We start from the raw sequence: 12,397 nt of genomic DNA, 5'->3' as shown, positions 1-12,397 counted from the left end.
TGGTCCTCGGGCGTTAGAGAGAGCCCGTCCTTGTCACCATCCTCCACGGCAGCCTCCTTGGCGATGCATCGAATAGTTTCTTCGGTTCGTTCAGTCAAGACTGAAACATTAAGAAATATAAATGGTTCCGTTGACTTGAACGTAACAGACGAGGGGCGCCTCTGTAGGATGGGCTCAGGACGGTGGGACAAGGGCTCGAAAAGAGGGCTGCTCGGCGGGTAGACCTTTTTGGCGAGAGGTCCGTTTGAGGGTGGGCCCGGCCGCTGACAAACCGCGTGCCGACATCGTCCCCAACGGAGATCCCACCATGCTCAAGCGCTTTGCCCTCGGCCTCAGTCTGCTCGCCCTCCCCACCCTGGCCTTTGCTGGCGGTCCCCCGGCCCCCAACCAGGCTCAGCCCGCGAAGGAGCAGCCCAAGGCCCAGATGGCCGCGCCGGCCGCGGTGGATGCGGCGCACAGCGCGCCGCGGGTGCAGATCGCCCTGCTGCTCGACACCAGCAGCAGCATGGACGGGCTCATCGATCAGGCCCGGCGCCAGCTGTGGACCGTGGTGAACACGTTCGCGAAGGCGCGCCGGGGCTCGCAGCTGGCGCAGCTGGAGATCGCCCTGTACGAGTACGGCAAGAGCTCGCTGTCGGCCGAGGGCGGCTACATCCGCCAGATCCTCCCCTTCTCCACGGATCTGGACAAGGTGTCCGAGGAGCTCTTCTCGCTGAAGACCAATGGCGGGGACGAGTACTGCGGCATGGTCATCCAGAAGGCCACGCGCAACCTGGAGTGGAGCAAGGCCCAGGGGGACCTGAAGCTCATCTACATCGCGGGCAACGAGCCCTTCACGCAGGGCTCGGTGTCGTACCAGAGCGCCATCGCGGACGCGACGGAGCGGGGCATCACGGTGAACACCGTCCACTGTGGCTCGGCGCAGGAGGGCTCGAGCACGGGCTGGGCGGCGGCCGCGAAGCTGGCGAAGGGGCAGTCACTCAACATCGATCAGAACCGCGCAGTGGCGCACATCGCCGCGCCGCAGGATGACGAGATCGCCAAGCTGGGGCGCGAGCTGAACAAGACGTACCTGGGCTACGGGCGCAAGGGCGCGGAGGCCAAGCAGCGGCAGGAGGCGCAGGACACCAACGCCGCCGCGTCCGCGGGCAGCGCCACCACGCGCGCGGTGTCCAAGGCGAGCCGGCTCTATGACAACTCGGGGTGGGACCTGGTGGACGGGGCGAAGAAGGGCGCGGTGAAGCTCGACGAGATGAAGGATGAGGATCTGCCGGCCGAGCTGAAGGGCAAGAGCGCCGGGGAGCGTCAGGCCTTCGTCGACGCGAAGGCCAAGGAGCGCGCGGACATCCAGAGCCGGATCCAGAAGCTCCAGGGCGAGCGCGAGAAGTTCGTCGCGGAGAAGCGGAAGTCCGAGGCTTCCTCGGGCGCGGGCTCGCTCGACAAGGCCATCATCGAGTCGGCGGGCAAGCAGGCTGCGGCGCAGGGCATGGCGCTGGAGTAAGCCCTGGCGCTCCGGGCGGCGATGGACTCACCAGGAGGCTTGACCTCCTGGTGAGGAAGCTGTCCGGTAGAGGCTCACTTGCGAGGTCCCTATGCAACGCGGCTTCCTCTTCCTGTTCTTCCTGCTGCTGATCCCCCTGCATGTCCAGGCGCAGACTGAGCTCCAGGTGTGGCACGGCTACCGGGCCGCCGAGCGCGCGGGGCTGGAGAAGGTGGTCGCCGCCTACAACGCGGCCAAGGCGAGCTCGGGCGTGAAGGTCACCCTGCGCGCCATTCCTTCGGACGCGTTCACGGACAAGATCAGCGCCGCCGTCCCGCGCGGCGTGGGGCCGGACCTCTTCATCTTCCCGCAGGATCGGCTCGGGGGCTGGGTGGAAAGCGGCAACACGCTGGAGCCGCTCGACTTCTTCCTGGATGACGCCACCCGGAAGCGCTTCCTCCCCACCACGATGGAGGCGATGACGTACCGGGGCTCCGTCTACGGGCTGCCACTGAACTTCAAGGTCATCACCCTCATCTACAACAAGAAGCTCGTCGCGAAGCCGCCGAAGACCACGGGGGAGCTCGCCTCGGTCTGCAAGCAGCAGCGGGCGAAGGGAGCGGACTCGACCTGCCTCGTGTACCCATACACGGACTTCTACTACCACGCAGCGCTGATGAACGCGTTCGGGGGCCGGGTGTTCGATCCGGGCCCGACGCCGCGGCTGGACGCGCCCGAGAACGTGAAGGCGCTGGAGCTGCTGCTGCGCTGGGTGGACAAGGATCGGCTCCTCCCTCGCGAGCCCTCCACGGTGCTCACCACGTCCCTGTTCAACACGGGCCGGGCGGCCATGGTGTTCTCTGGTCCCTGGTTCCTCGGGGAGATCTCCCCGGAGATCGAGTACGGCCTGGCACCGCTGCCCACCGTGGATGAGGCCGGAGGCAAGCCGATGCGGCCGTGGATGACGGTGGAGGGTGTCGCCGTGGCCGCACCCTCCAAGCACAAAGAGGCAGCGTACGACTTCGTGAGCTTCCTCACGGGCCTCGAGGGGGCGAAGCTCATGGCGCTCGTGGGGCGACAGAACCCCGCGCTCGAGCAGGCCTACCAGGATCCGGACATCGCCAAGGACACGACGCTGGGGGCATTCCGCGCGCAGGCCGAGTCGGCCGTTCCCATGCCCAACGTGGCGGAGATGACGATGGTCTGGTCTCCGATGACCACGGCCATGAACGCCATCGTGCGCAAGGCCGCGACTCCGAAGGCGGCATTGCAGGAGGCACAGCAAGCGGTGCAGAAGGACGTGGCGAGCCTTCGCAAGAAGCGGTGATCAGCCCCACGAGCGTGCATCTCCGGCCACCGCCCCTGTGATGGGCCTGGGCCCCCACCGGCGAGCCGCGCGTCCCGCCAGCACGTCCGCCAGGGCCTCGGCGATGGGCAGGCCCGGACGCTGTGCCAACCACATGAACTCGCCGGCCGGGTTCACCTCGAGGAAGACGTGCCGTCCCTCGGGCGTGACGATGAAGTCGAACGCGCCATAGTTGAGCCCCAGGGCGTCCATGAGCCTCAGGACTCGCACTCGCACCGGCTCGGGCAGCGTGTAGGGCTGCCACGCATCGATGAGTGCCATGCCCTCGCGACGCCAGTCCTCACGCGCCCCAGGGAGCGCCTGCGAGTCGATGGCTGCGGCCATCACCCGATCCCCCACCACCGTCACCCTCAGCTCCAGCGCCTTGGCGATCCGCTCCTGGAAGGTCATCGGGCACAGGTCCAGCCCCTCCAGATCCTCCAGGTCTCCCGGGTCCAGCGGCGTGGTGAACACCACCTGCTCCTGGCCTCGCTCGTCGTAGACGGCGAACGAGGACATCATCTTCGTCACCACGCCAGCGGGGCACCGCTCGGCGAAGGCGTGCACCGCCTCCGGATCGTTGGTGGTCACCGTCCGCGGAACCTCCAGCCCCAGCGCACGCGCCAGCTCGAGCTGCAGCGGCTTGTGCTCCGCGCGCCGCACCTGCTCGAGCGCGTCCAGCTGGAACACCCCGAGCGCCGCCAGCATCCCGAACACCACTCGCCGGCTCTCCTCCACCGAAGGGTGGCGGAGCTGCGGATCGAGCTCCTGAGGAATGCGCGCTCCCGTGGCACTGCGGCGGTACCAGACGGCATCGATCTCCGCCAGATCCAGCACCCCCTCAGGCCCGGCGAGCCGTCCGCCGCCCCCTTCATCGAGCGAGAGCCGAAGGTGCGTGGGGAAGAGATCGGTGTCAAACCGGTAGGCGCGCTCGCCGCGAGCCTCGAGGGCACGTGCCACGGCGAGGGGCGCCTCGCTGTCCGAGGACCGGGTCACGATGAGGGTGGTCATAGGCTCTCCTGCATGGGCTGTCGGGGCAGACGGCTCTCGGCGACGAGCGTCTCGGCCAGCGCCGCGGCGATGGGCAGGCCGAGCTCGTGCTCGAGCATCCCCCACTCGCCCCCTGGGTTCACCTCGAGGAAGACGTGCCGTCCGTCGGGTGTGACGATGAGATCCACGGCGCCGTACACCAGCCCCAGCGCCGCCACCAGCTGCTCCAGGCGTGCGGCCACCTCCATCGGCAGCTCGCCAGGCTCCCAGTGACACTCCGTGGGCCCAGCCCGTCTCCAGTCCACCAGCCCTGTGACAGAGCGCGAGGCATCAATGGCTCCTACGAAGCAGCGCCCGCCCACCACGGCCACCCGCAGCTCGCGGGCCTTGTCGATGCGCTCCTGGAACACCATGGGGCAGTGCCGCAGCTCCTCGAGCGCCTCCAGGTGCTCGGGGCCGATCGCGCTCGTGTAGACGAAGGGCTGGCTCCCATCCATGGACTGGCTCAGGGGAGTCAGCAGCTTGGCCACCAGCCTGCCCCTTACCTGCTCGAAGAAGGCGCGCACTCGCGCCGGGTCGTTCGTCACCAGGGTCCGGGGCACCTCCAGCCCCAGCGCACGGGCCAGCCGGAGCTGGTACAGCTTGTTGTGGGCCGCTCGCTCTGCGTCGAGCGGGTTGATGAAGCGGCAGCCCGCCGCCTCCAGTCCATCGAGAAATCCCTCGAACGCTGCCTGTGACTCGCGCACACAGCCTTCTCGCCAGGCCGGCTCCAGTGCCTCATCGAGCCGGGGGAGGCCCAGCCGGCGCAACCACACTGCGCGGATCTCCTCCCCCAGCTGCTCGCCCGTGGCCGTGCGCAGCACCACCTCACTCCCCTCCTCCCCCAGCGCTGTCGTCACCTCCAGCTCCGAGGGAAAGCCGTCCGTGTTGACACGAAGCGGGCGTGCCCCCCGCCGCCACACCTCCTGTGCCACACGGTCGACCGTGTAGTGGTCACCGCTGTGGGTGAGGAGCAGGACGGTATCGCGGGTGGGAGGCATGGGCAGAGTGAGTTCCTGTGGTGGGGATGCGAGCTGCTATTTGCAGACGTCGTCGTCGTTGTCCGAGGGGTACTTCATGGTGACGAACTCGTCCGAGTCCGAGGGGTACTTCTTGGTCTGGGGTCTGGCACCGCCCGCGGCCTGCTCGAGCTCCTGCGACTCCAGCAAGCGCGCGAAGAAGGGCTTCTTGCCCTGCTGCGGTGCCTTGTCCGTGGCGTTCTTCTTCATGTCCAACCTCCTTGCCGCCTGGGGGACAGGCGGCGGCACGAGGACCGTGATCCACTCCAGATCTCATGTCCTCGACAGGGGTCGACTGAGCGGAAACCGGATGTGACAGACGCGGCTCACCCTCCTTCCAGCGCCTGCACCAGCGCCAGGCGAGGCAGGGAGGGCCCTCTACACCGTGTCGAGGAACGCAAGGACGCGCTGGGCGCACGCCTCCGGCTGCTCCAGCGGGAACAGGTGGGTGGTGCCGGAGAGATCCTCGGTGCGGACACCCGGGATGGTGCGCTGCGCGCGCGCCAGGGCTGCCCGGGTGAGCACGTCCGAGTCGCCTCCGCGCATCACGAGCGTCGGCACCGACACCGAGCGCAGCTTGCGCCACCCAGCGCGCGGTGACGTCTCGAAGACGCGAGCCTCCCAGTCCCTGGGGATGGTCAGGCGGAGGCCGCCTCCAGGTGCATCGGTGAACCCGGAGGCGAGGTAGTCCTGGAAGCACTCGGGGTCGAACCGCTGGAAGAGGGCCTTCTTGCGATAGCTGGCGGCGGCCTCCTCGCGGGAGCCCCAGGCCTCGCGGCGGCGCCGGGCCAGACTCGCGGGAGGAACCCTGCTCCGGAGCCCCAGCAGCGTCAGTACCTGAAGCGCCAGGAGGCGCGGGCCCGTGATGAGCACGGGATCCAGCGCCACCACGGCCCGAAAGAGCCCTGGGTCCTTCACGGAGGCGAGCAGCGTGGACACCCCTCCCATGCTGTGTCCCACGCCCAGCACACCCTCGAGCCCCTGTGCGCGCAGCGCCAGGGCCAGATCATCGGCCATGTCATCCCAGGCCCGCATCGTCAGCGGGCTCTCCCCCGGCACGAGGCACCGGCTCCGGAGGGTGACGACGTGATGGCGCGGCTTCAGCAGCTCGATGAGCTTGCGGTAGCTGCCGGGTGGGAAACCGTTGGCGTGGGCAAGGTGCAGCACCGGTCCGGTGCCGCCCCAGTCATCCATTTTCAGGGGGGCGCTCATCTCGTGGGCTTCAACTCACTGTACCGAGCGCTCCTGGAAAAGGACTTTTGTTAGGAGCTCTAACTGGTTGCCGTGGGTGTTCACAGCCTCTCGAATACAGCCCATGCTAGAGAGGGAACCCTCGCCAGCCCTCCAGGTGAAGCATGAAGCTCCTTGAGAATCCCTTCCACATCCTCGGGGCCTCCATTCGGGATGACCGGCGGCGCATCCTGGAGCTGGCGGAGGAGCGCAGCCTGTCGCTGGACCCCGCCCTCTGCGCGCAGGCGCGGGCAGATCTGACACACCCGCGCAACCGGCTCGCCGCCGAGGTGGCGTGGGTCCCAGGGCTGGACCCGGGCAATGCGGGCCAGGCCATGGAGTTCCTGCGGCACGACCCTTTGGCGGTCCTCTCGGCGCAGGGCCTGCCTGCCCTGGCCAAGGCCAACCTGCTGGCCGCGGCACTGCCCGCACTGGAAGGCACCTGGGTGGGCGGCGGACTGTCCACCGAAATCCTGGAGCTGGCTACGCTGGTAGAGACGTGCGACGCCGAGAAGGTCCGCACCATCATCAACCTGGAGCGTGCCATCTCTGGCTTCCCGGAGGTGCGTGAGACGAGCGCGGTGGAGGAGGCTCTGGCCGAGCGGCGCAGGCACTACCGCGCCACCCTCAAGAGCGCGCTGGATGCGCTTCCCCCCCGGGAGCTGGTGACCGTCGTCACCCGAGTGGTGACAGAGGCCACCGGGCGCGGCACCCGCAACGCCCCGGCGCTCATCGATGACCTGGTCAACACTTACGAGGTGGAGGCGCAGCACTTCCTGGACGCCGAGGTCCGCAACGTGGAGCTGCTCGCGGAGGCCGTGCGCCGGGGGTTGGCCCAGCAGCGTTCGCTCCCGGTCATCAAGCGCCTGCTGTCCCGTCTCGAGGAGGTGGTGCGCAACTGGGACAAGGTGGCGCAGCCCATCCAGCTCAGCGCCATGAGCCGAGGGCTGGACCATGAGCCCAGCCACAGGGTGGCGAACCTTGTCCGCGACCTCTCGCTGGAGCTCTACAATGAGCACGAGATGCTCGAGGCGTCTCAGGACCTCACGGCGCTCCTTCAGGACACCTTCGGGGAGGTGCCCCGGGTGGCAGAGCTGGCGAGCAGCGACGCCCAGGCGCTTCACGACCTTGCCCAGAAGCGGGAGGCCTCCCGGCAGGAGTGGGCGAGAGAGATCTCCTATGAGGCCCTGGTGGGCATCCAGCATCCCAAGCAGCTGCTCAAGATCTCGGCTTCGGGAATTGACTGGCAGGGCAAGCACTGGCCGCTTGAGACCATCACCCGCATCAGGTGGGGGGGAGTGACGGACGAGTCGAAGGGGCCCCCCCAGTTCACGATCACCCTCGGAAACGGCGATGCATCCGCCGACATCACCACCCTCAACTCGGACACTTTCTCGACCCTCACGAACAAGGTGTGGCGCGCCGTCGGGAGGCGCCTGCTCATCGAACTGCTCACCGAGCTGGGCAAGGGAACGCGCTTCCAATTCGGCGACGCCTCCGTGGACGACAGCGGGATCAACTTCGCCCGGCATCAATACCCAGGGGACAGCTCTCGTGCCCGGGGGGCCTGGAGCCAGATCCATATCGAGTCCTCCAATGGCACCCTGCTGATCCGGCACAAGGAGGACTTCGCGGCCTACACCGCACTGCCGTACCTGTTGGTGGACAATGTGCAGGTCCTCGAGACGGCCATTCGTGACCTTCTCGCGACGAAGTACCCCGTCCTGATGTCGGACATGCTGCGTGGTGCGTGACGCGAGCGCTCAACCCAAGGCCTGCCATGCAGAACAATCCGAGAGTTCCCAGCGTCCCCCCATCTAGAGGCTTCGCGAGCCTCATCACTCTTGTCTCTGATGTGTCCGAGGATCTAAAGGTCCTGGAGCAGAGCACCGCTGAGCCTTCCCCACCGGTGGAGCCTCCTGCGCCCGTGCAGCCTCCGCAGCCCGTGCAGCCTCCGCAGCCCCAACCCGTGCGCGCTCCCCCCGGGCCCAGGGGCTTCGCGAGCCTCATCACACTCGTTTCCGACGTGTCCAAGGACTTGGAGGCCTTGGAGAAGGACGTTGCCGTGCCTCCCCCGCCAGTGGAGCGGTCACGTCCCCCACCTGTGCGCCCCGCTCCCGGGCCGGCCGCTGCCAACCCTCCCGCCGCCGCGGCGCCCGAGCCGGCCTCCTCCTCACGTTCCGGATCCGTGGCTCAAAGGGCGGCACCTCGTAAGTCCACTGCACTCGCGAACGAGACACCAGCATGGCTCTATGTCGCCCTGGCGGTGGCCGGCTCCCTGCTCCTGTTCCTGGGCCTGCCTCATTGTCTGGGCGGTTGAGGCCCGGAAGCAGGCGAGGGGCAGGTGACCCTCCGGCAGCGAGCGGCAGAACGCCACCCACTCGCGCCGCGCTGCAGAAGCGGGTCGCCGCGGCTGAGAGCCGAAGCACAGTCCCACCCCTTTTTGCGGTGACCGAACCTCGCGCACGCTGGCAGACTCAGCGCGCTCATCGTGCCGGCGCAGCGGGGCGGTCACGAGTGATCCGGATCGCAAAGCCGGACGCAGTCGACGAAGGGATACCATGGGAGAACCTCAGGTGCTCGTGATCGACGAACTCTCGACCGGACTGCTCACCCATGCCTGCTGGGACGAGTCGCCACCGTGCCTGCTGGTCGAGAACCTGGGCTGGGAGTCGGGCTTCCGCGGTTCCGGCCTGCTGCCGGGCGACCGCATCGTCGCGGTCGACGGCGTGCCCCTGGCGCGCCCGCCCGATGGCGCCGCGCAAGGGATGCTGCTCGGTCAGTACCAAGAACCCCTGCACTGGCAGAAGAACCACCGCCGCGAGAACGATCGCGTACGCCTGACGGTGCGGCGCAAGCAGTCGCCGCAGGGCTGGCAGGCGCTCGAGGTCGAAGGCTCGCTGCGCGCCAAGCGCAGCTACCGCACCGCCGAGAATCGCGCGCTGGTCTGGGAGAACGGCCCGGACACCTACGAGCGCGACGGCTTCAATGATGCCTGGACGGCCTGGCTCGAAGCGCTGCAGAAGCGCGTGCGCAACACCTTCTGCCAGGCACGCTTCCGCGTCGGCCTGACCACACGCTACGAGTACAAGTCGCTGCTCGAGGAACGGCCGCGCGTCGAGCGCATGATCAGCCGCTACCCGGGCCCCTTTGCCGAGGCCGTGCGCAGCGACTTCGAGGCGACGCTCGAACGTTTGCGGGGGCCGATCTACGCGCTCGGCGAGGCGGAGCTCGCCTATCGCAAGGCCGATGAGGAGCGCGCGGCCGCGATCACCGAGCTCGCGAAGCAGGCCTGGACCACCGCGCTCGACACCGCGAGAACCGAGACCATCACCGCATTTCCGGCTCAACATCCGATTCACGGCCAGCGCGAAGCCGTCGCCGGCAAGTGCGTGGTGCTCGAACGTCTGCCGACACGGCAGTGGATCTCCGAGGCCGGGCACGGCTGGTTCTTTGCCGGCGATGCCAGCCAGGGCCGTTACTTCCTCGACATGGAGAGCCTCGGCTCGATCCGCATGCTGCGCGCGCTGCGCCGCTACACCAAGCTGGTGTCACCGATGATCCGCGAGGAGTACACGCTGCTCGGCCGTGTGCTACCCAAGCCGCGCCTGGTCATGGTCAATGGCAGCAGCACCTGGGGGCTGCAGATCGAGCTGCTCGCCGCACTGATCGGCGGCGCGCTGTTCGTTGATGTGCGTCAGGGCGAGGGCGAGATCTCGGCGTTCGCCGGTGAAGAAGGCCTGCTCAAGCCGCGCACCGCCCTGCCGGCGGACGATGCCACACCGCAAGCCGTGCTCGCCTGCATGATCGATTGCATCAAGGCCGGCGACCTGACGGTGTGGCGCCAGCTGTTCGCCGACTGGCTGGTGCGCGCCAATCACGACGGTACTCCGCAGGTCTGCTACCGCATGCAGCACGCCAGCGACGACGACTTCGAGCGTTCGCGCGCGAGTTTCGCGGGGCGTCTCTGGGACGCTCGCGTCGCCTGGATCGGCGAGCCACGTGTCATCACCAGCGGCAACGAGTTCGCCGGTGCCCCGCGCGTCGAGGAAGTCGAGGCGGAGATCGAGCACGTCGGCCAGTTCGAGGGTGAATACCGCGGCTTTCTCGACGTGACCGTGCACCGCTGGTGGGTGCTGCAGCGGATCGACAACGGACCGTGGCGAATCGCCACGCTGCAGGGGATCTGAACATGGCCTACGAAGCCCGCGCACAGGAACTCGAGCAGCGCTACGCCTTCTTCAAGACGACGCTGCCACAGGCCGACTACGACCGCGTCAGTCTCGCGCTCACCGCTCTGCTCAAACGCCGCGAGGAAGGCCTCGTCGCGCTCGCCGAAGTCGCGGCGGAGAAAGGCGATCGCAAGATCGCCGACAACTTCCGCAGCAAGCTCGACGATCTCTCCAAGCTCGTGCTCAATGGTTTGGCCAATCTGCTCGAAGGCTACAAGGAGCCGCCGCAGAACCTCATCGCCTTCCGCGACATCGCGGCAAGTGAGGAGAACAAGTTCTGGGAAGGACTGGCGCGCTGCAAGCTCGGCGAGACGCACGACGAGCAGATGCTGATCTGCAATCGGCTCGAAGAAAAGGCGGCGATCTACGGCACGCACTGGTCGAACCTGACGCAGACCGAGAAGGATCTGCTCGACAAGGAACGCTACGCGGCGGGCAAGCTGCGTGAGACCGTCGGCAAGATGATGGAAGAAGCCGTGCCTGCGCACTCCACCGGCATCCGCGATGCGCTCGACGCGGCGTCCAAGGTCGAGCAGCTCAAGAAGCAGATCAACGACAAGTTCAAGGAACTGCTGCGCGAGGCGGTGAAGCGGGTCGGCATCGATCCGAAGAAGGCCGACCAACTGCTCGATCTGATCGAGCAACAGCGCAAGAACATCAAGGATGCCGGAGAGCAGCTCGGCATCGACCCGGCGATCATGGACAAGATCCTCGAGTTCACCAAGCCGGGCAACGTCTTCGCCTCATATGTCTTCACCGTGCTGTCGCTGGCCTACAGCCCGCTCGGCGCCGCGGCGAAGCTGATCGGCAAGGGTGCCAAAGCCCTGCTGCCGGTCTCGCAGGCCTACGTCGATCAATGCACGTCAGAGATGCTCGCGTTCATGGGCGGTCGCAAGGGCGTAATCATGAGCTTCTCGACCGTGCGCCGCGAAGCCTCCGACTATGTGCTCAACAACGGCTACGAGAAGGCCAAGCAGTACCGCGCCGACGCGGTGAAGGCGATGGAGGACTGGCAGAACGCGCAGGCGACCGACGGCCTCAAGGCCAACGTGCGCACCTTCACCGCACGTGCCGACGAGGCGCTGACGTACTGGGTCGAGTTCATGCGCAAGGTCCATCAGGCCTTCATCGACAAGTACAAGGGCATCCTCGTTGAATCGATCAGCACCGAGACCATCGACGCGCTCGCGGACCGGCCGTTCTACGAGCAGTGGGCCAACGGCATCGACAGGCTCGATCTCGACCAGCAGTTGCAGCGTCTCTACGCTGGCCTCTACGAGATCCAGGGCAACGTCGACCGCGCCTTCGGCGCCTTCACCACCTTCAACGAGCTGCCGCTCGAGGGCCAGGCGCGCCTGCAGGAGACCGTCAACCAGCTCGACCGGGAGGTCCGCGCGCCGGCGACGCAGGAGATGCAGGAAGCGCTGAAGACCATGGATGCCGCACGCGGCCGTGCGCCGACCACGGTCGCCAAGGCAGCGGCGCGTGCCGCGCAGGAGATCGCCCAGCAGGCCGCCTCCGCAGGCCGCTAGAGCGCCAGATCCGCTCCGCGTAGCGTGGTCACGATCTTGGCGGCCCCCGATCCGCCTCCGATCCGTCTGTCTCCAACACCCGCTTTGCCAATGGTGCTTCCTACAACGGCCACAGCGCTCACCTGACCCACGTTCGCGGCCAGGACAAGCCTTGGTAGCGCCTCAAAAAAGATCCAGACCAACTTATAACTATTTGATTTTACAGATAAAAATGTCAATTTTATGATCTAGTTGATTAAGCTGTATAAAATGATTTATATGATTTCCGAACAAAATTTGCTGGCGGCTAAATCTCATGATTCCTTGTGGGGACGGATATTTCCGGGTTGACGCTTCTGTCGCTGCTCTCTTCAACCGGAGTGCAGAGACCACACCGGATGCACGGTGCATCGGGTCTGGGTCCCAGTCGTGGACCTATGCAGAACTCAGGGGGCATGCGAACACCGTGGCCGCTGAGCTGGCGGCGCGCGGGATGGGCTTGGAAACCGTGGTCGGGGTCTTCCTGCCCCGGGGCATGCACCTGTCCGCAG

Annotated in this window: 10 protein-coding genes; 6 read left to right on the top strand and 4 right to left on the bottom strand. The window is 67.0% G+C overall.

Features of this window, described 5'->3' with window-relative positions; all coding sequences use genetic code 11:
* The first annotated feature begins 307 nt into the window (after positions 1-307).
* A complete protein-coding gene (locus VD972_RS25965; RefSeq protein ID WP_324991423.1) occupies positions 308-1,501 on the top strand; it encodes a vWA domain-containing protein in 1,194 nt (397 codons plus the stop codon).
* A 91-nt stretch (positions 1,502-1,592) separates the two neighbouring features.
* Complete coding sequence (locus VD972_RS25960; protein WP_324991422.1) at positions 1,593-2,807, top strand: extracellular solute-binding protein; 1,215 nt, start codon at positions 1,593-1,595, stop codon at positions 2,805-2,807.
* On the opposite strand, the gene VD972_RS25955 is transcribed toward VD972_RS25960, so the two are convergent.
* The 4 genes from VD972_RS25955 to VD972_RS25940 form a co-directional block, all read right to left on the bottom strand.
* The gene (locus VD972_RS25955) at positions 2,808-3,836 is read right to left on the bottom strand and encodes an MvdC/MvdD family ATP grasp protein (protein ID WP_324991421.1); all 1,029 of its coding nucleotides are present in this window, start codon (positions 3,834-3,836) and stop codon (positions 2,808-2,810) included.
* Positions 3,833-4,855, bottom strand: coding sequence for an MvdC/MvdD family ATP grasp protein (locus VD972_RS25950; RefSeq protein ID WP_324991420.1), 1,023 nt, complete (start codon positions 4,853-4,855; stop codon positions 3,833-3,835). The genes VD972_RS25955 and VD972_RS25950 overlap by 4 nt, the downstream gene beginning before the upstream one ends.
* A 36-nt stretch (positions 4,856-4,891) precedes the next feature.
* A complete protein-coding gene (locus VD972_RS25945; protein ID WP_324991419.1) occupies positions 4,892-5,083 on the bottom strand; it encodes a microviridin/marinostatin family tricyclic proteinase inhibitor in 192 nt (63 codons plus the stop codon).
* A gap of 168 nt (positions 5,084-5,251) precedes the next feature.
* Positions 5,252-6,085, bottom strand: coding sequence for an alpha/beta hydrolase (locus VD972_RS25940; RefSeq protein ID WP_324991418.1), 834 nt, complete (start codon positions 6,083-6,085; stop codon positions 5,252-5,254).
* Between the two features lie 143 nt (positions 6,086-6,228).
* Between VD972_RS25940 and VD972_RS25935 the strand changes: the two genes are divergently transcribed.
* The 4 genes from VD972_RS25935 to VD972_RS45555 all read left to right on the top strand — a co-directional run.
* Positions 6,229-7,857 (top strand): hypothetical protein, encoded by a 1,629-nt coding sequence (locus tag VD972_RS25935; protein ID WP_324991417.1) that lies wholly within the window; start codon positions 6,229-6,231, stop codon positions 7,855-7,857.
* 822 nt (positions 7,858-8,679) lie between these two features.
* Positions 8,680-10,293, top strand: a complete 1,614-nt coding sequence (locus VD972_RS25930; RefSeq protein ID WP_324991416.1) for a hypothetical protein — start codon at positions 8,680-8,682, stop codon at positions 10,291-10,293.
* A 2-nt stretch (positions 10,294-10,295) separates the two neighbouring features.
* Positions 10,296-11,867, top strand: a complete 1,572-nt coding sequence (locus tag VD972_RS25925) for a hypothetical protein (RefSeq protein ID WP_324991415.1) — start codon at positions 10,296-10,298, stop codon at positions 11,865-11,867.
* 295 nt (positions 11,868-12,162) lie between these two features.
* Positions 12,163-12,397: AMP-binding protein (locus tag VD972_RS45555; protein WP_414654126.1), on the top strand; the 235-nt coding region annotated here is incomplete at its 3' end.

Source organism: Hyalangium sp. (assembly GCF_035629615.1).
Classification (GTDB): Bacteria; Myxococcota; Myxococcia; order Myxococcales; family Myxococcaceae; genus Hyalangium.
Note: the sequence above shows the minus strand (reverse complement) of the source record. Positions and strands in the feature narration are given on the sequence as shown.

Excerpts from the sequence above, each read along its gene's own strand:
- VD972_RS25965 (WP_324991423.1), top strand. The coding sequence starts at position 308 with ATGCTCAAGCGCTTTGCCCTCGGCCTCAGTCTGCTCGCCCTCCCCACC.
- VD972_RS25960 (WP_324991422.1), top strand. The coding sequence starts at position 1,593 with ATGCAACGCGGCTTCCTCTTCCTGTTCTTCCTGCTGCTGATCCCCCTG.
- VD972_RS25955 (WP_324991421.1), bottom strand. The coding sequence starts at position 3,836 with ATGACCACCCTCATCGTGACCCGGTCCTCGGACAGCGAGGCGCCCCTC.
- VD972_RS25950 (WP_324991420.1), bottom strand. The coding sequence starts at position 4,855 with ATGCCTCCCACCCGCGATACCGTCCTGCTCCTCACCCACAGCGGTGAC.
- VD972_RS25945 (WP_324991419.1), bottom strand. The coding sequence starts at position 5,083 with ATGAAGAAGAACGCCACGGACAAGGCACCGCAGCAGGGCAAGAAGCCC.
- VD972_RS25940 (WP_324991418.1), bottom strand. The coding sequence starts at position 6,085 with ATGAGCGCCCCCCTGAAAATGGATGACTGGGGCGGCACCGGACCGGTG.
- VD972_RS25935 (WP_324991417.1), top strand. The coding sequence starts at position 6,229 with ATGAAGCTCCTTGAGAATCCCTTCCACATCCTCGGGGCCTCCATTCGG.
- VD972_RS25925 (WP_324991415.1), top strand. The coding sequence starts at position 10,296 with ATGGCCTACGAAGCCCGCGCACAGGAACTCGAGCAGCGCTACGCCTTC.